General features: G+C 65.4%; 15 protein-coding genes. 1 reads left to right on the forward strand and 14 read right to left on the reverse strand.

Annotated features, from left to right (window positions below):
* Positions 1-3: 3 nt before the first annotated feature.
* From PG2093B_RS04725 to PG2093B_RS04775, 11 genes are all read right to left on the reverse strand, one after another.
* On the reverse strand, positions 4-822 hold the full coding sequence (locus PG2093B_RS04725) for a dihydroorotate dehydrogenase electron transfer subunit (RefSeq protein WP_129897504.1): 819 nt from the start codon (positions 820-822) through the stop codon (positions 4-6).
* Between the two features lie 62 nt (positions 823-884).
* Positions 885-1,838, reverse strand: a complete 954-nt coding sequence (pyrF, locus tag PG2093B_RS04730; RefSeq protein ID WP_129897505.1) for an orotidine-5'-phosphate decarboxylase — start codon at positions 1,836-1,838, stop codon at positions 885-887.
* A gap of 56 nt (positions 1,839-1,894) precedes the next feature.
* Positions 1,895-3,298, reverse strand: a complete 1,404-nt coding sequence (locus tag PG2093B_RS04735) for a dihydroorotase (protein WP_129897506.1) — start codon at positions 3,296-3,298, stop codon at positions 1,895-1,897.
* A complete protein-coding gene (locus tag PG2093B_RS04740; RefSeq protein ID WP_022857569.1) occupies positions 3,298-3,720 on the reverse strand; it encodes an aspartate carbamoyltransferase regulatory subunit in 423 nt (140 codons plus the stop codon). Before PG2093B_RS04740 ends, PG2093B_RS04735 begins: the two co-directional genes overlap by 1 nt.
* Positions 3,720-4,682 carry an aspartate carbamoyltransferase gene (pyrB, locus tag PG2093B_RS04745; protein WP_026643108.1) on the reverse strand — a complete coding sequence of 321 codons (963 nt, stop codon included), beginning with the start codon at positions 4,680-4,682 and terminating at the stop codon, positions 3,720-3,722. Before pyrB ends, PG2093B_RS04740 begins: the two co-directional genes overlap by 1 nt.
* 143 nt (positions 4,683-4,825) lie before the next feature.
* On the reverse strand, positions 4,826-7,942 hold the full coding sequence (locus PG2093B_RS04750) for a bifunctional [glutamine synthetase] adenylyltransferase/[glutamine synthetase]-adenylyl-L-tyrosine phosphorylase (RefSeq protein WP_129897507.1): 3,117 nt from the start codon (positions 7,940-7,942) through the stop codon (positions 4,826-4,828).
* 45 nt (positions 7,943-7,987) lie between these two features.
* Positions 7,988-8,848, reverse strand: coding sequence for a methylenetetrahydrofolate reductase [NAD(P)H] (gene metF / locus PG2093B_RS04755; RefSeq protein ID WP_277985345.1), 861 nt, complete (start codon positions 8,846-8,848; stop codon positions 7,988-7,990).
* A 101-nt stretch (positions 8,849-8,949) separates the two neighbouring features.
* Positions 8,950-11,250 carry a 5-methyltetrahydropteroyltriglutamate--homocysteine S-methyltransferase gene (metE, locus tag PG2093B_RS04760; protein WP_129897509.1) on the reverse strand — a complete coding sequence of 767 codons (2,301 nt, stop codon included), beginning with the start codon at positions 11,248-11,250 and terminating at the stop codon, positions 8,950-8,952.
* Between the two features lie 172 nt (positions 11,251-11,422).
* Positions 11,423-11,980 carry a SixA phosphatase family protein gene (locus PG2093B_RS04765; RefSeq protein ID WP_129897510.1) on the reverse strand — a complete coding sequence of 186 codons (558 nt, stop codon included), beginning with the start codon at positions 11,978-11,980 and terminating at the stop codon, positions 11,423-11,425.
* A gap of 47 nt (positions 11,981-12,027) precedes the next feature.
* A complete protein-coding gene (locus tag PG2093B_RS04770; protein WP_129897511.1) occupies positions 12,028-13,113 on the reverse strand; it encodes a tRNA (adenine-N1)-methyltransferase in 1,086 nt (361 codons plus the stop codon).
* 100 nt (positions 13,114-13,213) lie between these two features.
* Positions 13,214-14,080: an ABC transporter ATP-binding protein gene (locus PG2093B_RS04775; protein WP_129897512.1), complete on the reverse strand. Its 867-nt coding sequence runs from the start codon at positions 14,078-14,080 to the stop codon at positions 13,214-13,216.
* Positions 14,081-14,161: 81 nt separating this feature from the next.
* Between PG2093B_RS04775 and PG2093B_RS04780 the strand changes: the two genes are divergently transcribed.
* Positions 14,162-14,650 (forward strand): peroxiredoxin, encoded by a 489-nt coding sequence (locus PG2093B_RS04780; protein WP_129897513.1) that lies wholly within the window; start codon positions 14,162-14,164, stop codon positions 14,648-14,650.
* 111 nt (positions 14,651-14,761) lie between these two features.
* On the opposite strand, the gene PG2093B_RS04785 is transcribed toward PG2093B_RS04780, so the two are convergent.
* The 3 genes from PG2093B_RS04785 to gltB form a co-directional block, all read right to left on the reverse strand.
* On the reverse strand, positions 14,762-15,220 hold the full coding sequence (locus tag PG2093B_RS04785) for a tripartite tricarboxylate transporter TctB family protein (protein WP_101399133.1): 459 nt from the start codon (positions 15,218-15,220) through the stop codon (positions 14,762-14,764).
* Positions 15,221-15,302: 82 nt separating this feature from the next.
* Positions 15,303-16,838 (reverse strand): glutamate synthase subunit beta, encoded by a 1,536-nt coding sequence (locus PG2093B_RS04790; RefSeq protein ID WP_129897514.1) that lies wholly within the window; start codon positions 16,836-16,838, stop codon positions 15,303-15,305.
* Position 16,839: 1 nt separating this feature from the next.
* Positions 16,840-21,360 carry a glutamate synthase large subunit gene (gene gltB, locus PG2093B_RS04795; RefSeq protein WP_129897709.1) on the reverse strand — a complete coding sequence of 1,507 codons (4,521 nt, stop codon included), beginning with the start codon at positions 21,358-21,360 and terminating at the stop codon, positions 16,840-16,842.
* Positions 21,361-21,409: the final 49 nt, after the last annotated feature.

Raw genomic sequence — 21,409 nt, forward strand, 5'->3', positions numbered from 1 at the left:
CCCTCACTTGTTGTCCCATCCCAGCTGGTGCGCGGTGAAGACCGGGCCGGCCTCGCACACCTTTTCACGTCCGTCGCGCGTGTCGATCGTGCACGCGACGCATGTGCCGTAGCCACAGCCCATGCGCTGTTCCATGCACAGTTGCGCGTCCACACCGCGTTTCGCCGCCCATTCGGCGACGGCCTTCATCATCGGCGTCGGGCCGCATGACAGGATGATGAGCTCACGGCCGCGCTCCTGCAGGCCGGGCCACAGGCGTTCGAGCAGCGTGAGCACGTTGCCTTCCGACTCGTCGATGCTATGCACCTCGTCCGCGTATTTCGCCGCATACACGTCGGCGAAATGCGCGTCACGGTAGCCGAGCACGGCGGTCGTGTGGCAGTCGGCGCGTTCGCTGAGCGCCTGCGCGGCCTCGAGCAGCGGCGGGATGCCCAGTCCCCCGCCCACGAGCAGATAATCGGCGTCAGTCCGGATGTTGAACGGCTTGCCCAACGGCCCGAGCACATCCACATGGTCGCCGGCCGTGAGCGTGGCGAATTCCTCGGTGCCATAGCCGACGACGGCGAAGATGAGGCTCACGTCGTCGCCGTCCACCTCGCTCACACCGAAGGGGCGCGGCATGAGGTGCTGCGGATTGCCCGAATACAGGTTGACGAACTGTCCGGGTTCGGTGTTCGCGGCGATGAACTCGTCACGGAATGTGAACCGCATAACGCCCGGGGTCAGTTCGCGCACGTCGGTGACGTCCACGGTGCGCCGCGTGGGCATGCGGCCGGCCTGTTCGGCCTGCGCCACGGTATGGGAAAACGCTGTGGTTGGCATGGGTCTCCTTGTTCTTTCTTCTGCTCTGCTGGTGGTCGGTGATTCCAAATCTGCCGTGCGCGTCAGGCCAGTGCGACGCGCAGCTGGTCGCGCATGTCCTTCGCCGCTTCGCGCGCGTTGTCCGCGACGACACCGAGCGCCGCCTCGGGGTCGAGGTCCTCGGTGTACCGGGGGTCGTTGCGCCACGCGCCGATGATGCCGCGTGACGAGTTGACGATGGCGCCGGAACCGTCGCGGTCGAACATGCCGGCCACGGATTGTGCGGTGCCTCCCTGTGCGCCGTAGCCGGGCACGAGGAAGAACGTGTGGGGCATGCGGGCGCGCAGTTGTGCGCCTTCTTCGGGGTGGGTGGCGCCGACGACCGCACCGGTGCGTGCGTAGCCGAAGCGGCCGATGGTGTCGGCGCCCCATTGTTCGACGAGGTCGGCCACGTGTTCGTACACGCGCTCGCCGCTGGCGAGTTCGAGTTCCTGGATCTGTGCGCTGGAAGGGTTGGAGGTGCGCACGAGGATGAACAGGTCGCGGTCCGCTTCCTGCGCGGCGGCGGTGAAGGGTTCGATGCCGTCGGAACCGAGGTACGGGTTGACGGTCACGGCGTCTTCATGCCACACGTCCGATCCGTTGAACCCGGTCAGGTGTTTGGCGTAGGCGGCGGCGGTCGAGCCGATGTCGCCGCGTTTGATGTCGCCGATCACGTACAGGCCGTGGTCGCGCGCGTATTCGCATGTCATCGTGTAGCAGTCGAGTCCGGCCGGGCCGAGCGCCTCGTACATGGCGATCTGTGGTTTGACGGCGGGGACGATGTCTTCGACGGCGTCGATGATGGCGCGGTTGAATTCGAAGTAGGCCACTGCGGCGGCGGTCGCGGCGGTGTTGTCGTCGTCATCGTCCACGTTGTGTTCGACTTCGATGGTGTAGGCGTTCATGACCTGGGTGGGGATGAGCGCCGGCGTGGGGTCGAGGCCCACGACACTGGGGTTCTGTTTGGATTCGATGGCTTCGATGAGGCGGTCCATCCTGCTCCTTCATGTCACTGGGTGCCGGGCGCAACCGCCCGGCTGGTGTGGGTGGGTCAGTGCAGCGCGTCCAAACGGTGGAACACGAGCTTGGATCCGATGATCGTCGCATAGGGCCGGCCGGTGACCTGCCAACCGTCGAACGGTGTGTTGCGCGCGTTGGATTTGAAGTCGTCTGCCCTGACGGTCCACTCGTCGTCCAGTCCGAGGATGACGAGGTCGTTGGATTCGGGGTGTTCGGTCGCGGCGAGGTCGAGGGTGCGTGTGGTCGCGCATCGCGCGCTCGTGTTGAGCAGGCCGGCGATGTCGGTGGAATGCCGGCCCATGAGGGACGCTGGGTTGAGCGCCATGAGTTCGATGAGGCGTTCGTCGCTGATATAGCCGCCGTCCACGAGGATCGTGTGGCATACGCCGAACGCGCATTCCAAGCCGATGATGCCGTTGGGCGCCTCAAGGAACCCGAGGCGTTTCTCGTCGAGCGTGTGGGGTGCATGGTCGGTCGCGATCATGTCCACCGTGCCGTCGGCGATCGCCGCGATGGTGGCCTGCCGGTCCTTCTCGCTCCTCAACGGCGGGTTCATCTTCGCGAGCGTGCCGTATGTGAGGAGCGCCTCATCGTTGAGCGCGAGATAATGCGGGGCCGTCTCACAGGTGATCGGCAGGCCTTCCGCCTTCGCGAGGCGAATCGCGTCGAAGCTGATCGCCGTGCTCACATGCTGGAAGTGCACGTGCACGCCGGTTTCGCGCACCAGATCGATGTCGCGTTGCACAATCGCCAGTTCGGTGTCCTCCGGAATGCCCGGCACGCCGAGCGCGCGCGACACCGGCCCCTCGTTGACGGCGCCGACGTCATGGTGTTCGCAGTGTTCGATCAGATACAGGCCGGTGTCTTTGACGTTCTGGAACACGGCGCGCAGCACCGGCGTGGGCACGGCGGACCCGTCGTCGCTCATCGCGGTGACCGGATGGGCGATCTGCGCGGCGTCCTTCTCGCTGTCATGGCCGGGCATATACCACGCCCAGTCCGCCGGGTCGCTCGGCACCTTGCCCGCACGGCCTTTCGTGGCACATACACACAGCTCATAGCGCACCGGCAGCGTCACATCGTGGATCCGCTCATAGTGCTGCAGATAGTCGATGACGTTGGTGCAACCGGCGTCGAGGACCTCCTGAGCGCCCGGTTCACCCTCATGCACGCGCTGCCCGTCCATCGCCGGTACGGTGTTGGGCATGATCAGCACGTTCGTGTAGCCACCGGATGCTGCGGCCGCACACCCGGAGACCATCGACTCCTTGTAGGTCTGGCCCGGGTCGCGGAAGTGCACATGCGGGTCCTCCAGGCCCGGCGCCACGGTGAGCGCGGACGCGTCGAGCACCACGTCACGGGTCTCGTCGGGCACGACCAGGTCGATGCGCTCGCCCGTGTCCCATACACGGATGTTGGTGAAGGTGACTGCCATCAGAACTCGGCCTCCTCATCGCAGTAGCGGCAACGGTACGCCTCGCCGTCCGTGCGGTCGAGGTAGAACACCTGGTCGATGCCCGGCTCCGTGGTCGTCACACACCGTGGGTTGACGCACGTGATCACGTTGACGACGCGTTCGGGCAACGTGGGGGTCATCTTGTCGACGATCCGGCCGCCATGGATCACATCCACGGTCGCCGAACGCGCCACGAGCCCCAGCACATCAAGATCGATCGCCGTGTCCGGGTCCTCGATCTTGATGATGTCCTTCGTGCCGTACCGGTGCGAATCGGTGTTCATGATGAGCGCGAGCTTCGTGGACGCCGGGTTGATGCTCAGATACTCGAGCACCTTGAGTGCCGTGCCCGCCGGCACATGGTCGATGATGATGCCGTCCTGAATGCTGGTGACTTCCATCAGGCCGCGACCTCCTTGTTCTCGAACGCGTCAAAACCGGGCAGGGTGTCTCCCAGCACGGAGCTTTCCAACGCCATGCGCATGAGCATGCCGTTCTTGACCTGCTCGAAATATGCGGCGCGCGGATCGTTGTCGACGTCCTTGGCGATCTCGTTGACACGCGGCAACGGGTGCAGCACCGCCATGTCGGGTTTGGCGAGCGCGAGTTTTGCCTCGTCGAGGATGTAGGTGTCGCGCAGGCGCAGGTAGTCGTCCTCGTTGAAGAAGCGTTCCTTTTGCACGCGGGTCATGTACAGGGCGTCGAGGTCGCCGATCACGGAGGTCAGGTCGCTGACCTCCTCGTAGGAGCAGCTGGGTGTGGCGTTGATGCGGTTGAGCACGTATTGGGGTGTGCGCAGTTCCTTGGGTGAGATGAGGATGAAGCGCACGTTGCCGAAGCGGCACAGGGTTTCGATCAGTGAGTGGACGGTGCGTCCGAAGGTGAGGTCGCCGCACAGGCCGATCGTCAGGTCGTTGACGCGGCCGAAGCGTGATTGGAGGGTGGCGAGGTCGGCGAGGGTCTGTGTGGGGTGCATGTGGCCGCCGTCTCCGGCGTTGATGACGGGCACGCTGGCGGCTTCGGCGGCGACGAGGGCGGCGCCTTCCTTGGGGTGGCGGATGGCGACGACGTCCACGTAGTTGGAGACGGTTTTGAGGGTGTCGCTGATGGATTCGCCTTTGGTGACGGAGGCGAGTTGCGCGCCGGCGAAGCCGATGACCTGGCCGCCGAGCCTGAGCATCGCCGTTTCGAAGCTCAGGCGGGTGCGGGTGCTGGGTTCGTAGAAGAGGGTGGCGAGCACGCGGCCGTCGCATGTGTGGGCGACTTCGCGCCGGTGGGTGTCGATGTATCTGGCTTTGTTGAGCAGGGTTGTGATGTTCGCTACGGACAGATCGTCCAATGTGATGACGCTCATGCCCACCATTGATTGTTCAGCCGGCGTGTGCGAATGCATATCCAACGGTTCACCTTTCGCTCGTGTGGCAAGGTGGCCATGTTTGACCTCACCAACTATAACCGCATGCCGCCCCTGTGGCGAATCGGTGCCCGAATGGTGAGGCCAACGGCTCATGGCTCGATGCCGTAGAAGAGGCGGTCGGTGACTTCGCGGGCGCGGCGCATCACGGAAAGGATGTCGTTTTCGAATTGTTGGCCGTGGTTCGCGTCGTAACCGAGGTAGACGGCGATGCCACCGAGCGAATACACGTCGGTGGGCAGGATGTCCGCCTGGTTGGCGCGCCCGCTCCACAGGTAGTTGCCGTTGCGCGCGTCGGTGCACATCTGCCATGCTTCGCCGAGCGTGTTCGCGTCCTCCTCGCCGATCACACCGTCGGCCACGAGTTCCCCCAATGCCGCCGTGGTGGAGTTGACGCGCAGGTCCGGGTCGTTGTGCGCGTGTTGCAGTTGCAGCAGTTGGATGGTCCATTCGACGTCGGAAAGGCCGCCTTTGCCGAGTTTGAGATGCCGTTCGCGGCGCACGCCGCGCGGCAGTCGTTCGGCTTCCATGCGCGCCTTGAGTTTGCGGATCTGCCCGATTTCGTCGTCGGTCAGGGCCCGGTCCGGGTAGCGCAACGGGTCGGCGATGTGTGTCAGGAAGTCATTGGCGAGCGCCATGTCGCCGGCGGCGGCGCGGGCGCGCAGCAGGGCCTGGCGTTCCCATGTGCTGGACCATGAGCGGTAGTATTCCTCGCATGACGCGTAGGAGCGCACGAGTGGCCCGTTCTTGCCTTCGGGGCGCAGGTCCATGTCGAGTTCGATCTTCGGTTCGAGGCTGATGGGGCCTTGCACGAGCATGCGCAGTTGTTCCTGGACTTTGCGTGCGAACCGGTTGGCGGTCTGGTCGTCGGCGCCGGCGGATGGGCGGTAGATGATGATGACGTCCGCGTCGGAGCTGAAGTTGACTTCGCGCCCGCCGTAGCGGCCCATCGCGATGATGGCGATGGCCGCCGGCGCCTCCTGTACGTTGTCGTCGCGCATTTGGGCGGCGATGGACCAGCGCAGTGCGGCGTCGAGGATCGCGTCATATACGTCGGTCATGCCGTTGAGCATTTCGGGGCCCCAGACGACGCCGCTCATCCAGCCGAGTCCGATGCGTTCGATCTCGTGGCGGCGCAGGGCGCGCAGGGCGGTGGCCGCTTCTTTGGCGGCGTGGGAGTGGCGGTCGATGATCGCCGTGCATTGGGTGTCGAGGCTGGCGCGTGAGCGGGCGTGCAGTTGGGCGTCGTCGCCGAGCCATGTGATGGATTCCAATGATTTGTTGAGCGCGTCACCCAGGTAGCGCGAGTTGGACAGCACGTGGCACAGGCGTTGCGCGGCGGACGGCGAGTCGCGCAGGAAGCCGAGGTATTCGTGTTCGCCACCGAAGTGCTCTTCGAGGGTGCGCCAGTACAGCAGGCCCATGTCGGGGTTCTGCCCTTCCCCGAGCCAGCGCAGGACCGCCGGCAGGAGGATGCGGTTGATCTTCGCGGCGCGTGTCACACCGTCGGTCAGGGCGCGCACGTGGCGCAACGCGGCCTGCGGGTCGGCGAATCCGATCGCCTCGTAGCGTTCGAGTGTCGCTTCTTCGCTCAACGCGACCGCTTCGTCGGGTGAGGTGGCGCTGATCGGCAGCATGGGCCGGTAGTAGATGTCGTTGTGCAGGTGGCGTACCTGCTGGCGTGTTTCGTCGTAGTGTTCGACGAGCTCTTCGGGGTGCATGTGCACGGCGCGCGCCAGCCGGTGCAGTTCGGGGTTCTGGTTGAGTTCGTCGGTGTTGAGCGTGCGTTTCTTCTCGAGTCCCCCATCATTGCCGGCGCCCAGGTCCGGGAACAGGTGGGTGCGTTTGAGCTGCCACATCTGCTGGCGGTGTTCGAGCACGCGTTCGAACCGGTAGTCCCAACTCAACTGCCGTGCCTGCACGCGTGACACATACCCGCCTTCGGACAATGCCTGCAACGCGTCCAGGGTCGAGCGGGTGCGCAATGCGGGATCGGTGCGTCCGTGCACGAGCTGCAGCATCTGCACGGTGAACTCCACGTCACGCAAGCCGCCGCGGCCGAGTTTGATCTCGCGGTCCTTGAGGTTGGCGGGGATGAGGTTCTCCACGCGTTCACGCATGCGCTGGCAGTCGTTCACGAAGTTCTCACGGCTCGCCGCCGTCCACACGAACGACGATGCCATATCCATGTACCCCTGGCCCAACGCGGCGTCGCCGGCCACGGCGCGCGCTTTGAGCAACGCCTGGAACTCCCAGTTCTGCGCCCACTGCTCATAGTAGGCACGATGTGACTCCAAGCGGCGCACGAGCGGGCCATCCTTGCCTTCGGGGCGCAACGCGCCGTCGATCTGCCACAACGCGGGTTCGGCCACGCCGGCGATCACCGACTGGCAGACGCGTTGCATCATGGTGGCCATCTTGGTGCCCACGCGCGTGAGCACCGTGTTGTCCACATCATCCCGCGCCGGTTCCACCACGTAGATCAGGTCCACGTCCGACACATAGTTGAGTTCGCCCGCGCCGAGCTTGCCCATGCCGATGATCGCGAAGCGCACCATGCCACTGCCCTGCACCTCATGGCGGGCAATCGCGAGCGCCGCTTCCAAGGTGGCGTCGGTCAGGGCGGACAGTTCACGGCTGATCGTGGGTTGGATGTCGATGGGGTCATCGGCCACCACGTCCTGCGCCATGATCGCGGCGAGTTGTTCACGGTATGCGCGGCGCAGGGCGCTCGCCGCCTGCGCGAGGGGCAGGGAGGATTCCGGCGCCGGCCCGTCACTGTCCGCAGTGCCTGTACTGTCCGCTCCGACCGCGTCGAGTAGTTGCGTGCGGCGTTCGGCGGCGGTGACCATCACGGTGCGGGCCGGGTCGGCGGTGGCTGCCGCGACGAGGTCCGGGCGGGTGCGCATGAGCACGCCGAGCGCATTGGAGGCGCCGAGCACGTCGATGAGCCGTTGCAGTGCGGGCCCGTCGGACAGGATCGACGTGAGCGGTTCGCCGGGCATCGCCTGGATGATGTCGGCGAGGTTGGCGAGCGCGGTGTCGGGGTCGATGCTGTGCGCGAGGCGTGCCAGCAACGCCGGCGGGTCCACACGGCCGCCCGTCTGCTCGCCCAGGGTGTTCAGGCGTTCTTTGGCCCGCCCGATCTCCTGGAATCCCGCATGGATGATGTCTCGGGTGCTCACGGTGTGCGTGCTGTTGGCTTCCATACCGTTCCAATGTACAGGGGTTTGGTGACGCGGCGGGTTACGGGTTCAGACGAACAGGTCCTGCACGTTCGCCCAGATGCGCCGGGTGACGCACGGATGGTTCATCGTGTACAGGTGGATGCCGTCCACACCGCGGGCCAGCAGGTCGTTGATCTGTTCGGAGGCGTAGAGGATGCCGGCGGTCTTCAACGTGTTCGGGTCGTCCTGCCAACGGTCGAGCAATGTGGCGAGCCGTTCGGGGATCTTCGAGGAGCACATGCCGGCCATGTGGCGTACGGAGCGCGCGTTGACCGGTGGCATGATGCCCGCTTCGATCGGTACGGTGATGCCCGCGGCGCGCGCCTTGTCGAGGAAGCGCAGGAAGTCGCTGTTGTCGTAGAACAGTTGCGAGATGAGGTGGGTCACACCGGCGTCGACCTTGCGTTTGAGGTTGTCGATGTCGTGGTCCAACGTGTCGGCCTGCGGGTGTTTTTCGGGGTAACAGGCGCCGTAGATCTTCATGTCGGGCCGGCGTTCGCGGATGAACGCGGTCAGTTCGTTCGCGTAGTGGAACACGCCTGCCGGTTCACGGTCCGGATTGCGGTCGCCGCGCAGGGCGAGCACGCCGGCCACCTTCGCCTCGTCGAACATGGCGAGCGCCTCTTCGGCGCTGTCTTCGGTGAGGTACTGGGCGGTCAGGTGCGCCACGGCGGGGATGCCGTATTCGGCGCGCACGGTGTGGGCGATGCGCGCGGTGGCGGTGCGGTCGGCGCTTTTGCCGGTGCCGTAGGTCACGGAGATGAAGTGCGGGCTCAACCCGGTCAATCCGTCGAGCGTGTCGTAGATCGTGCCTACCGGCGCGGTGCGTTTGGGAGGGAACACCTCCAACGAGAAAATGGTCATCGTCGTCTCTCGCTTCTTACGAATGATATGGCATGCGGTCTGGGGGTCTTGCGGCTCGGGCCGTGGACGGGCGTGTCAGATGCGCCCGTCCACGGCCCGAGTTGGGGTCATGTGGTCTGGTGCGGTCACAGGCGTGCGCGCACACGGCGCGCGGCTTCGACCATGTGTTCGAGGCTCGGCCAGGTTTCCGCGTTGCCGCGGGTCTTGAGACCGCAGTCGGGGTTGATCCACACCTTGTCCACGTCCATCTTGTCGAGGATCTCGCCGATGCGCTCCTCGATCTCGTCGGTGGAGGGGATGCGCGGGCTGTGGATGTCGTAGACGCCCGGGCCCGCTTCGGTTTCGAACTGTGCGTCATGGATCGCGTCAAGCACCACGAGGTCGCCGCGGGAGGCTTCGAACGAGATCACGTCCGCGTCCATCGCGTCGATGTCCTCGATGATGTCGTTGAACTCCGAATAGCACATGTGCGTGTGGATCTGCGTGGTCGGTTCCACCGCGGAGTGCACCAGGCGGAACGCGGGCACCGCCCAGTCGAGGTACTTCGCGTGCCAGTCGGAGCGGCGCAACGGCAGTTTCTCACGCAGCGCGGCCTCATCGATCTGGATGATCGTGATGCCCGCGTTCTGCAGGTCGATCACCTCGTCGCGGATCGCCAGCGCGAGCTGCTGCGTCTGCTCCTCGTTGGAGATGTCCTCACGCGGCCACGACCAGTTGAGGATCGTCACCGGGCCGGTGAGCATGCCCTTCATCGGCTTGTCGGTGCGCGACTGCGCGTACGTGCTCCACGCCACGGTGATCGGCTGGGCGCGCGACACGTCGCCCCACACGATCGGCGGTTTGACGCAACGGGTGCCGTAGGACTGCACCCACGCGTTCTTGGTGAACAGGAACCCATTGAGGTTCTGCCCGAAATACTCCACCATGTCGTTGCGTTCGAACTCGCCGTGCACGAGCACGTCCAAGCCGATCCGCTCCTGCTGGCGGATCGCCTCATCGATCTGGCCGCGGATGAACGCGTCGTACTCGTCCTGGCTGATCTCCCCCTTGCGCAGGCGCGCACGCTCCGCACGCACCTCCTTGGTCTGCGGGAACGAGCCGATCGTCGTGGTGGGCAGCGCCGGCAGGCCGAGCGCCTCCTTCTGGGCGCGCTGGCGTTCGGCGCGTGCCGGCAGACGCGTGAAGTCGGCGTCGCTCAACGCGGCCAGACGGGCGGCCACGGCCTCGTCGCGCGCCACACGGCTGCCGTCGAACAGCAGTTGGTTGGCTGCGAGCGCACTGGACGCGCGCTTGGCGTCGTCGTCGAGGTCCACCAGGTCGGCGATCTCACGCACTTCGTCGAGCTTCTCCACGGCGAACGCGAAATGCTTGAGCACATCCTCGCCAAGCGCCTCCTCACCCTGCGTGCTGAACGGCACATGCAGCAGCGAACAGGCAGAGGCCACGGCCACACGGTCGGTCGTTTGGCGCAGGGCGTCGACCAAACCGATGCTGGTGGCGTAGTTGTTGCGCCAGATGTTGCGGCCGTTGACCACGCCGGCGAACAGCGTGGTGCGTGCGGCGACGCCATGCTGGTGCACCGCGGCGAGGTTCTCGTCGCGCCCCTCCACCAGGTCGAGGCCCACGCCGTCGAATTCGAACAGCTTCACCGTCTCGTAGATGTCGGCGATATTGCCGAAATACGTGTTGAGCAGGATCTTCACGCGGTCTTCGCGGGCCGGCAGGATGCGCGAATACAAGGCCTTGAACAGGCGCACGTCCGCGTCGCTCTTGTCCATGACGAGATACGGTTCGTCCAGTTGCAGCCACTGGGCGCCCAGATCGGCGAAGCGGCGCACAACCTGCGCGTAGACGCCGGCGACCGCGTCGATGAGCCCCTCGTCGATGTCCAGTTCCTGCGCCTCGCTGTTGCGGGCGAGCTTGAGGAACGTGTACGGGCCGATCAACACGGGCTTGGTCTCATAGCCCAACGCCTTCGCTTCCTCATACTCGTCGAAGGGCTTGCTGCCGTTGAGCTTGACTTCGGTCGCCTCGTCGAACTCCGGCACGAGGTAATGGTAGTTCGTGGTGAACCACTTCTTCATCGGCAGGGCGGTCACGTCGCCGCGCTCCCCCTGGTAGCCGCGCGCCATCGCGAACAGCGTCTCCTCCGGCTCCTTGAACGACAGGCGGCGGTACCGTGCGGGGATCACGTTGAGCAGGATCGCCGTGTCGAGCATCTGGTCGTAGAGGCTGAAATCGTTGCTCGGCAGCAGGTCGATGCCGGCCGCCTGTTCGAGCTTCCAATGCTCGGCGCGCAGTTCACGGCCCACGCCACGCACGTCGTCGAGGGTCGCGTTGCCCTTCCAATACGCTTCGATGATCTTCTTGAGTTCACGGTTCCTGCCCACGCGCGGGAACCCGGAAATCGACGTCAATACGCTCATGATGCCTCCAACAGGGGGTGGTTTCAACTGCAACGTGCTTTACGCTACCAAACAAACCGGCGCCGGACATGCGAAATCTTGCAGGAGGCCATAGTGGTTATTGAGACATCGTTATAATCTGAGCTTATACCGGCGGTCGAAATCAACCGCTCTACCTATATCCCGTATCGGGTCAGTCGAAATCCTTGGGGCTGAGCACCGCGATGAGCTCCGCCTCATGCACACCCCATTTGCGCAACGGCGCCTCCGAACCGAACACGGCCACGCACGCGGTGGACATGCCGAGGTTCAACAGGTCGAGCATGCCCGGGTCGCTGCGTTTGCCGGCGAGCCACTGGCAGGCCATCGACACGGTGGGCTCATGGCCAAGCACCATGAGGGTATGCCGCTTGTCCTTCGTATTGGCGAGCGCGTCGAACACCGCCTGCATACCGTCGGCGTACAACGCCTTCGAATAATGCACCTTGGGGTCGTCACCGAACACCTTGAGCATGCGTTCGCACGTCTGGCGGGCGCGCACTGCGCTCGAACAGTCGATCGCATCGGGCACGAGCCCCATGCCCTTGAGCCCCTTGGCCACACGTTTGGCTTGTTTGAGCCCTTTGTCGAGCAGGCGGCGTTCAAAATCGCCGTGCGCGTTGAACGGTTCGGTCTTCGCGTGCCGCATCACCAACAGGATGTACTTGTAGTCCTTCGCCTGCTTGGCGATGCTCTTGAGGTTCGAAGCCATTGGTGTCCCCGTCCTTGCTACGCTTGGGTGGTCGTACTGGAACGCCACTATACCGCATCGCCCGGCGCCGTGGCATCATCCGCCTGCACGGCGCGCACCTGCGCGTCCAGGTCGCGCAGCACCTTGCGCAGTTTGCGGTCGGAGATGTCACGCAGTTCGAGGTCCTCCCACATGCGTTCGCGTTCCTGCGGGCTCAGGGCGTCGATGTCGCTCGTCGTGTCTTTCGTGGCGCGGTCCTGTTTGCGCAGCGCGTCCACGCCCGGTGCCATGGCCCGCGCCACCACAAGGAACCCGGTATGGCCGATCATCTGGTGGTCGGGGCGAATCGCGAGTCCTTGCGCCTTCCAGTTGCGTTCGAGCGTCTCCATGATCTGCGGTTCGGTCCACTGGTTCGAGGCGCGCAACGCCTCGGCGAGCCGGGAGATCTGCGTCGTCGTCGTCACGTACGCGGTGAGCACGCCGCCCGGCGCGAGCACACGCCATGCGGCGTCAAGCCGGTTCCACGGGTCGAGCATGTCGAGCACGATGCGGTCGAACCAGTGTTCCGGCAATCCGGCGGACCGCGAATCGAAGTCCCCGACGAGCAACGTCCACCACTGCGGGCGCACCCCATAGTGCAGCGTCGCGTTCGCCTCGGCGACGCGCGCGAATTCGGGGCGCAGTTCGATCGTCGTCACCTGCCCGTCGGGGCCGACCGCGTCGAGCAGGTTGAGGCTCATCGCGCCCGACCCCGCGCCGGATTCCAGCACGCGCATGCCGGTGCGGATGTCACCGAGCTGGATGACCTGCGCGATGTCCTTGGGGTACATGATCTGCGCGCCGCGTGGCATGGACAGCACATAGTCCGCCAGACGCGGACGCATCACCGTGAACTGCCATCCGCCGATCGCGCGCGTGCCCTTCCATGGTTTGCCCGCATCGCGTTCAGGATGCTCCGTGTTGATCTGCGCCTCACGTTTCGCGGTCACACTTGTGACGACACTCCCCTCAAGAGAGCCGATCACGTCGTCGTGCAGGATCAGCCCATGCGAGGTCTGCGTCGACCCCCCGGGCACCAACTGGTCGGTGATCTTGTTCGACTTGCGGTCGGTGAACTGCACCTTCTCCCCTGCCTGCAACGGCCCTCGACGCATGCTGACTCCTTACCGTTCTGCGATGGCTGGCGTGCGGCGGCACACCACCGCCCAGCTTACACGACCGCGGCGCACACCCCACTGTGCAGCGCGCTGGCCCTCACCGGGCCACGGCGCTCCACCGGCCGTCATTATGGCGTACGCGCAGGTCAAGGCCGAACACCGCGCTCAGACGCGCATCGGTGAACCCCTGGTCCAAGGCGCCCGCATACACGATCGTGCCCGGCGCCGGGTCGGCGCCGTCGCCCTGTGCGGCGTGCGCGTCCGCCTCGCTGCCATCCAGACGCCCCATGATCGCCACATGGTCGAATCCGCGTGGGATCTCCTCAAGGCGGTGGGTGACGAGTACAACCGTGCGTTCGGGGTCGTCCCGCCCGATCCGCCCCAACGCGCGCAGTGTGATCTCACGGCCACCCAGATCGAGCCCGGTCGTCGGCTCGTCGAGGATCAACAGTTCGGAACGCGCCATGAGCGCGCGGCACAGCATGACCCGCGTGCGCTCGCCTTCCGAAAGCGCACGCATGGCCTTGCCTTCCAAATAGTCGATGCCGAACCGGCGCATGAGCGCACGCGCCTGCGCATACTCGTCATCGGTGTACTGGTCGCGCCAGCGGCCGGTCGTGGCCGTCAGCGACGTGACGACCGCATCGAGCGGATCCTCTCCAGACGGGAAGGCGCGGGCGAGTTCCGCGGAACTCAATCCGATGAGATGGCGGTACGAGAACACGTTGGTCTTGCCCAGCCTGCGGCCGAGCACATCGACCGTGCCGCATGAGGGGAACGCGCGCGTGGCCATCATCTGCACGAGGCTCGATTTGCCGATGCCGTTGGGCCCGAACAGCACCCATTTGCCGCCCCGTGGCACCTCGAGGTTGACATCGGTGAGGATCGTGCGCCCGTACCGGCGCAACTCCACGCCCTGCAACCGCAATGCGGCCTGCGCGTCCGCCGTGTTCCCGCCTGTCATACGCCACTCCCATCCTGTGCGGTATTCTCCCAACGCGTATTCTCCCACGGTAGCACGCGCATGGGGGCTAACGTGGAGGCCATGAGTGAATCAACTAAGCCCATTCGCCTGGCTAAAGGCGACACCGCACCGAACTTCGAACTGGAATCCGACGAGTACAAGCGCTATGCGCTCGCCGATTTCAAGCACAAGAACATTGTGCTGTACTTCTACCCGCAGGCCATGAGCTCGTACTGCACCACCGAGGCCTGCGACTTCCGCGACAACCTCAACCGCATCGAGGCCGCCGGCTACACCGTGATCGGCGTGTCGGGCGACGATGTGCGCCCGCTGCAGGAGTTCCGCGAGAAGGAACACCTCAACTTCGTGCTGCTGTCCGACCCCGACTACGAGGTCCACAAGCTCTACGGCACCGTTGAGGAGTCGGAGAAGGACGGCACGCGCGAATACACGCCGATCCGTTCCACCTTCATCATCAATGGCGACGGCAAGATCGAAGACGCCGAATACGACGTCGACTACAAGGGCCACGTCGACCGTGTGCTCGCCAAGCTCGAAGAGCTCAAGTGATGCGCCGCCGGTGACGGCGCATCACGCCCGTCACCACGGCTGACCAAATACGATGGCCGGCTCCCCACACCAGTGGGGAGCCGGCCATCGGTCGGTTATGGGGCCGAACGGTCAGACCGCGGTGCCGTTCTGGTCCAGGTTCGGGTTGTTCTTCGGGTCGCCCGCCGTGAAGAACAGGCTCACCACGCCCGCGGCGAACACCGCGGCGATCGTGATGATCGACCACATGGGGCGGTTCGGAATCCACATGACAACGAAGAACAGGATCGCGGAGACCACGATGAGCACCCACGACGCCACACGGAACCATTGGCGCACCGAATGGGGCGCGCGCAGCACCTGCGGCGGGTCGAAGTTGTCCGGATTGGTGTCCATTGCCACTTCCTCGGCGTGCTCGAGCTCACTGCTCGTGGGCTTCCACGGCCCGTCGCCGCCTTCCTTGAGACGGCGGGACTTCTCCTGAAGCGCGTATTCGTCGATCATGCCGGACCGGCCACGGCCACGGGTCTGGTCGTATTGGTCCGGCACCCCATTGCGGTTCTTGGAACGGCGTTCCGCTCGATTGGGCATTGTTCCCTCCTTGGTACATCGATTGCTGCATGCACAGCCACGCGTCTTACTTTACTGCATGCGGCCCATGCACCATCACGGTTCAGCGGCGCGGCAAAGCCATCGGACGTTCCGACGCCACGATCGGCGACGGCAGTTCGGTGGAACCCATCAGGTACTGGTCCACGGCGGCGGCGCACGAACGGCCCTCCGCGATGGCCCACACCACCAGGCTCTGGCCACGGCCGGCGTCACCGCACGCGAACACGCCGTCCTGCGACGTGGCATAGGCGTCGTCACGGGCCACATTGCCGCGGTTGTCGAGTTCGACCGGCAGCTGGTCCACGAGCGTCGTGGTGTCCGGGTGCAGGAACCCGACCGAGATGAGCACCAGGTCGGCGGGCAGCACACGCTCGGTGCCGGGCTGGCGGGTGAACGGGCCGTCATCGCCCGGCGCCACCGACACCACCTTGAGGCCGGTCACATGGCCTTGCGCATCGGCCACGAACCCTTCGGCCTGCGTGCCGTGTTCGACGCTGATGCGCGCCTCCTGCTCGGCAGTGCCTTCGAAGCTCACGGAATCGGTGTTGTAGATGTATTCACCGCCCTCCTCCATCGACGAGGTCTTCTGGTATAGGCGCGCGAACGTGGGCCACGGCTGGTTGTCGGGGCGGCTCGTGGGCTCCTGCGGCATGATCTGCAGCACCGTCACGTCCTTGGCGCCTTGGCGGATCGACGTGCCCAGGCAGTCTGAACCGGTGTCGCCGCCGCCGATGATCACGACATGCTTGCCTTCGGCGGTGATGTCGTGCACCGGCCGCTTGCCGTAGAAGCGGCGCGTGGCGTCCGGCAGGAACTCCATGGCGAAATGGATGCCGTCGAGCTGGCGGCCGGGAATGTTCATGTCGCGCGGCACCGTGGAGCCGATCGCCACGACGACCGCGTCATAGCTGGCGCGCAGCGCGTCCCACGAAATGTCCTTGCCCACCTCGGTGTTGGTGCGGAACCGCGTGCCTTCTGCCTTCATCTGCTCCACACGGCGGTCGATGAGCCCCTTGTCGAGCTTGAAGTTCGGAATGCCGTAGCGCATCAGTCCGCCGACCTCGTCATCGCGTTCGAACACGACGACGGTGTGGCCGGTGCGCGTCAGCTGCTGGGCGCACGCCAGACCGGCCGGGCCCGACCCGACGACCGCGACGGTCTGGCCGCTGAGGCGCTCGGGCGGCAACGGCTTGACATAGTCGAGCTCCCACGCCTGGTCGATCGCGGTGACCTCGTCGAGCTTGATCATCGTGGGCGGCTGGTGGATGCCCAGCACACACGACGATTCGCACAGGGCCGGGCAGATGCGTCCGGTGACCTCGGGGAAGTTGTTCGTCATCGACAGGCGGTTGTATGCCTCGAGCCACTGGCCCTGGCGCACCAGGTCGTTCCATTCGGGAATGAGGTTGCCCAGCGGGCAGCCCGACATGCAGAACGGGGTGCCGCAATCCATGCAGCGTGCCGCCTGCTCCTGCGTCCAGCTTTGCAAGCCGGATTCGGCATGCACGTCCAGCCAATCCTTGATGCGTTCCTCGACGGGGCGTTCGGCTAGTTCGTGACGTGTGCGGACCTTGAGAAAACCACGTGGATCACCCATGTCAGCGCGCTCCTTCCATAACGTGCTCGTAAGTCTGCTCCCAGACTCCAGGCTCATTGAAATCGATATGCTCCCGCTTGGCCTCCTCCATGGCGTGCGTCATCGCCACGAACTGCTTGGGAACCATGTGGGTGAAGCGGGTCTTCGCGTTGTCCCAGTCGTCAAGCAGCGACTGGGCGAAGCCCGAACCGGTCTCCTGGGCGTGGCGTTCGACGAGTGCGCGCACCACCGGTTCGCTTGTCTCGTCGAGCGGGCCGAAGCGCAGCGCGCCTGCCGCGGATTCGGGGTTCACCTTGTCCATGTCGAGGTCGAGCACGAAGACATGGCCGCCGGAGAAGCCCGCGCCGAGGTTGCGGCCCGTGGGGCCGAGGATCACGACAGTGCCACCGGTCATGTATTCGCAGCCGTGGTCTCCCACTCCTTCGACGACGAATGTGGCGCCGCCGTTGCGCACGCCGAAGCGTTCGCCCGCGCGTCCCGCCACGAACATCTCACCGGTCGTGGCGCCGAAGCCCAGCACGTTGCCGGCGATCACGTTCTCGTGCGTGTCATAGGTCACGTCGGCGGGTGCGCTGATCACGATGCGGCCGCCCGACAGGCCCTTGCCCGCGTAGTCGTTGACCTCGCCCACCACGCGGATCGTCTCGCCGCGCGGGATGAACGCGCCGATCGACTGGCCGCCGGTGCCGGTGAACGTCATGTCGATTGTGTCGTCGGGCAGGCCCTCACCGCCGTAGCGGCGCGTGATCTCGTAGCCGAGCATCGTGCCGAGCGTACGGTTCACGTTGCGGATGTCCATCGCGATCCGCACGCGCTCGCCATGCTCGAGGGCCGGCTGCGCCTGGGCGATGAGCTCGTTGTCGAGCGCCTTGTCGAGCTCGTGGTTCTGTTCGATCGTCTTGTGCAGGATCGTGCCGGGCACAGGTCCGGGCTGCATGAGCACATTCGACAGGTCGATGCCTTCGGACTTCCAGCGGCGCACCGCCTCGTTCTGGTCGAGGCACTCCACGTGGCCCACGGCCTCCTCGAGCGTGCGGAAGCCGAGCTGGGCGAGGATCTCGCGCACCTCTTCGGCGATGAACATCATGAAGTTGATCACATGCTCCGGTTTGCCGGTGTAGCGCGCACGCAATTCCGGGTCCTGCGTGGCGATGCCCTGCGGGCAGGTGTTCTTCTGGCATGCGCGCATCATCACACAGCCTTCGACCATGAGCGCCGTGGTGGCGAACCCGAACTCCTCGGCGCCCAGCAGCGCGGCGATCACCACGTCGCGGCCCGTCTTGAGCTCGCCGTCGCACTGCACGGTCACGCGTGAACGCAGGCCGTTGAGCACGAGCGTCTGCTGGGTTTCGGACAGGCCGATCTCCCACGGCGTGCCCGCGTGGCGGATCGCGTTGAGCGGCGCAGCGCCGGTGCCACCGTCATAGCCGGAGATCAGCACCACGTCGGCATGGCACTTCGCCACGCCCGCGGCGATCGTGCCGACGCCGAACTCGGAGACGAGCTTGACGTGGATGCGCGCCTTCGGGTTCGACATCTTCGCGTCGTTGATGAGCTGCTTGAGGTCCTCGATCGAATAGATGTCGTGGTGCGGCGGCGGCGAGATCAGCTCGACGCCGGGCGTGGCGTGGCGCACCTTGGCGATCCACGGCGGCACCTTCGCACCAGGCAGATGGCCACCCTCACCGGGCTTGGCGCCCTGGGCGAGCTTGATCTGCAGGTCCGTGGCGTGCACCAGGTAGTCGCTCGTCACGCCGAAGCGCGCCGAGGCGATCTGCTTGATCTTGCTGCACAGCAGCGGGTCGTTGAGGCGTTCGGTCGATTCGCCGCCCTCGCCGGAGTTCGAGCGCGCGCCGATCGAGTTCATCGCGATCGCGAGCGTCTCGTGCGCTTCCTTCGAGATGGAGCCGTAGCTCATCGCGCCGGTCGAGAAGCGCTTGACGATCTCGGTGGCCGGTTCGACCTCGTCGATGCCGATCGGCTCACGCGGCGAATCGAACTTCATCAGGCCGCGCAGCGTCATGAGGCGGTGCGACGTGTCGTCGATGTGGTGCGTGTACTGCTTGAACATCGCGTAGTCGCCGCGCTGTGTGGACTGCTGCAGCAGGAAGATCGCCTCGGGGTCGTTGAGGTGCTCCTCGCCGGTGCGGCGCCACTTGTAGTCGCCGCCGGTGCGCAGGTTGCGGTGCGGTGTGGCGGTCCACTGGTTCGGATAGGCCACGCGGTGGCGAATCGCCACCTCTTCCGCCAGGTCGTCGAGGCCGCAGCCCGCGACACGCGAGACGGTGCCGGTGAAGTAGTCGTCGATCACCGCGTCGTCGAGGCCGACGGCCTCGAACAGCTGGGCGCCACGGTAGCTCATGATCGTCGAGACGCCCATCTTGCTCATGATCTTGAGCACGCCGGTCGACAGCGCGTTGCGCAGGTTGGCGATGGCCTTCTCCTCGCCGACCGTCAGGAAGCCGTCACGGGCCAGGTCCTCGACGGATTCGAACGCAAGGTACGGGTTGACGGCGGCCGCGCCGTACGCGATGAGCAATGCCACGTGGTGGATCTCGCGCACATCGCCGGCTTCGACGACCATCGAGATCTGCGTGCGCGTCTGGCGGCGCAACAGGTGGTGCTGCACGGCCGAGGTGAGCAGGAGCGACGGGATCGGCGCCATCATGTGGTTCGAATCGCGGTCGGACAGGATCAGGAAGTTCTTGCCGTCTTCGATGGCCGCGTCGATCTCGGCGAAGATCTCATCGAGGCGCTCACGCAGGGCGTCGCCGCCACCGGTGACCTGGTACAGGCCCTTGACGGTGTAGGGGCGGTAGTAGCCGTCGAGCTGCGCCGCGCGGTCGAGGCGCTTGAGCTGCGCCATCTCGTCCGAGGTGATGACGGGCTGTTCGATGAGGATCTTCTTGGCGTGCAGCGCGCAGTCGTCGAGCAGGTTCGGTTCGGGTCCGATCGCGGACTCCACCGAGGTGACGATCTTCTCACGCTCCCAGTCGAGCGGCGGGTTGGTGACCTGCGCGAACTTCTGCGTGAAGTAGTCGAACAGCATGCGGCTGCGGCCGGACAGCACCGACATCGGGGTGTCGTTGCCCATCGAGCCCAACGGTTCCTTGCCGGTGTTCGCCATCGGCAGGAGCACCATCTTGAGCTCTTCCTGCGTGTAGCCGAACGCGCGCTGGCGGCGGTGCACCGACTGGTTCGAATGGCTCACATGCTCGCGGGCGGGCAGGTCGGCCATGCTCACCGTGTTGCCTTCGACCCACTCGCGGTACGGGTGCTGCGTGGCCAGGTCGTGCTTGATCTCCTCGTCGGGCACCATGCGCCCCTGCTCGATGTCGATGAGGAACATGCGGCCCGGCTCCAGACGGCCCTTGCTGACGATGTGCTCGTCGCCCACCTGCGGCAGCACGCCCGCCTCGGAGGCGAGCACCACATAGCCTTCATCGTCGATCTGCCAGCGGCCCGGGCGGAACCCGTTGCGGTCGAGCAGCGCGCCGACGATCGCACCATCGGTGAACACGAGGTCGGCGGGGCCGTCCCACGGTTCGATGAGCGTGTTGTTGTACTCGTAGAACGCGCGCACATCGGGGTCGAGTTCGGTGTTCTTCTCCCACGCCGGCGGCACCATCATCAAAATGGCGTGCGGCAGCGAACGGCCGGCGAGGTTGAGCAGTTCCAGCACTTCGTCGAACGTGCCCGAATCCGAATATCCCGGCGTCAGGATCGGCAGCAGCTCGGCCATGTCGCCCAACAGGTCGGACTTGAGGCGGCCCTGACGGGCGGTGAACCAGTTGCGGTTGCCTTGGATCGTGTTGATTTCGCCGTTGTGGGCGAGCATGCGGAACGGCTGGGCGAGCGGCCACGAGGGGAACGTGTTCGTCGAGAAGCGCGAATGCACCGTGGCGACGGTCGTCTTCATGCGCTCATCGGACAGGTCCGGGAAGAACGGCTTGAGCTGCATCGTGGTGAGCATGCCCTTGTAGGTGATCGTGCGGCTCGACAGCGAGGCGAAATACACGCCGACCTCATGTTCGGCGCGCTTGCGCACATGGTAGACACGGCGGTCCAGGTCAATGCCGGCCAGCTCGCCTTCCGGATCGGCGAGCACGAGCGTCTTGAACGCCGGCATGCTCGCGAGCGCCTGCAGGCCCAGCCCGTTGGGGTCAGTGGGCACGGTGCGCCAGGCGAGCACTTCGAGGCCTTCTTCCTTGGCGATGGTGGCGATGGCCTGTTCCTGACGGCCCGACGTGGCGAGGTCGCGGTCGAGGAACGCGATGCCGGCCGCGTAATGCCCCGCCTCGGGCAGGTCGGCGCCGATGGTGGCGCGCATGAACTCGTCGGGCATGGCCATGAGGATGCCGGCGCCGTCGCCGGTGTTCTCCTCGGCGCCGACGGCACCGCGGTGGTTGAGATTCACCAGCACCTCGATGGCGTCGTCAACGATTTTGCGCTCCGGCTTTCCATTGAGGGTGGTGACCATGCCTACACCGCAGGCGTCATGCTCGGAACTGGGGTCGTACATGCCTTCCGGGCGATGAACCGTCAAATCTAGCGGGGTTCCAAACGTCACC

It is taken from the genome of Bifidobacterium pseudolongum subsp. globosum (assembly GCF_004155535.1).
In the GTDB taxonomy this organism is placed as follows: Bacteria; Actinomycetota; Actinomycetes; order Actinomycetales; family Bifidobacteriaceae; genus Bifidobacterium; species Bifidobacterium pseudolongum_C.

What these genes read in the sequence shown, in the direction of transcription:
- PG2093B_RS04750 (WP_129897507.1), bottom strand. Translation starts at nt 7,942, where the DNA reads ATGGAAGCCAACAGCACGCACACCGTGAGCACCCGAGACATCATCCAT.
- PG2093B_RS04770 (WP_129897511.1), bottom strand. Translation starts at nt 13,113, where the DNA reads ATGCGTCGAGGGCCGTTGCAGGCAGGGGAGAAGGTGCAGTTCACCGAC.
- PG2093B_RS04740 (WP_022857569.1), bottom strand. Translation starts at nt 3,720, where the DNA reads ATGGAAGTCACCAGCATTCAGGACGGCATCATCATCGACCATGTGCCG.
- PG2093B_RS04735 (WP_129897506.1), bottom strand. Translation starts at nt 3,298, where the DNA reads ATGGCAGTCACCTTCACCAACATCCGTGTATGGGACACGGGCGAGCGC.
- gltB (WP_129897709.1), bottom strand. Translation starts at nt 21,360, where the DNA reads ATGTACGACCCCAGTTCCGAGCATGACGCCTGCGGTGTAGGCATGGTC.
- metE (WP_129897509.1), bottom strand. Translation starts at nt 11,250, where the DNA reads ATGAGCGTATTGACGTCGATTTCCGGGTTCCCGCGCGTGGGCAGGAAC.
- pyrF (WP_129897505.1), bottom strand. Translation starts at nt 1,838, where the DNA reads ATGGACCGCCTCATCGAAGCCATCGAATCCAAACAGAACCCCAGTGTC.
- pyrB (WP_026643108.1), bottom strand. Translation starts at nt 4,682, where the DNA reads ATGGTGGGCATGAGCGTCATCACATTGGACGATCTGTCCGTAGCGAAC.
- PG2093B_RS04780 (WP_129897513.1), top strand. Translation starts at nt 14,162, where the DNA reads ATGAGTGAATCAACTAAGCCCATTCGCCTGGCTAAAGGCGACACCGCA.
- PG2093B_RS04785 (WP_101399133.1), bottom strand. Translation starts at nt 15,220, where the DNA reads ATGCCCAATCGAGCGGAACGCCGTTCCAAGAACCGCAATGGGGTGCCG.
- PG2093B_RS04725 (WP_129897504.1), bottom strand. Translation starts at nt 822, where the DNA reads ATGCCAACCACAGCGTTTTCCCATACCGTGGCGCAGGCCGAACAGGCC.
- PG2093B_RS04790 (WP_129897514.1), bottom strand. Translation starts at nt 16,838, where the DNA reads ATGGGTGATCCACGTGGTTTTCTCAAGGTCCGCACACGTCACGAACTA.
- PG2093B_RS04775 (WP_129897512.1), bottom strand. Translation starts at nt 14,080, where the DNA reads ATGACAGGCGGGAACACGGCGGACGCGCAGGCCGCATTGCGGTTGCAG.
- PG2093B_RS04765 (WP_129897510.1), bottom strand. Translation starts at nt 11,980, where the DNA reads ATGGCTTCGAACCTCAAGAGCATCGCCAAGCAGGCGAAGGACTACAAG.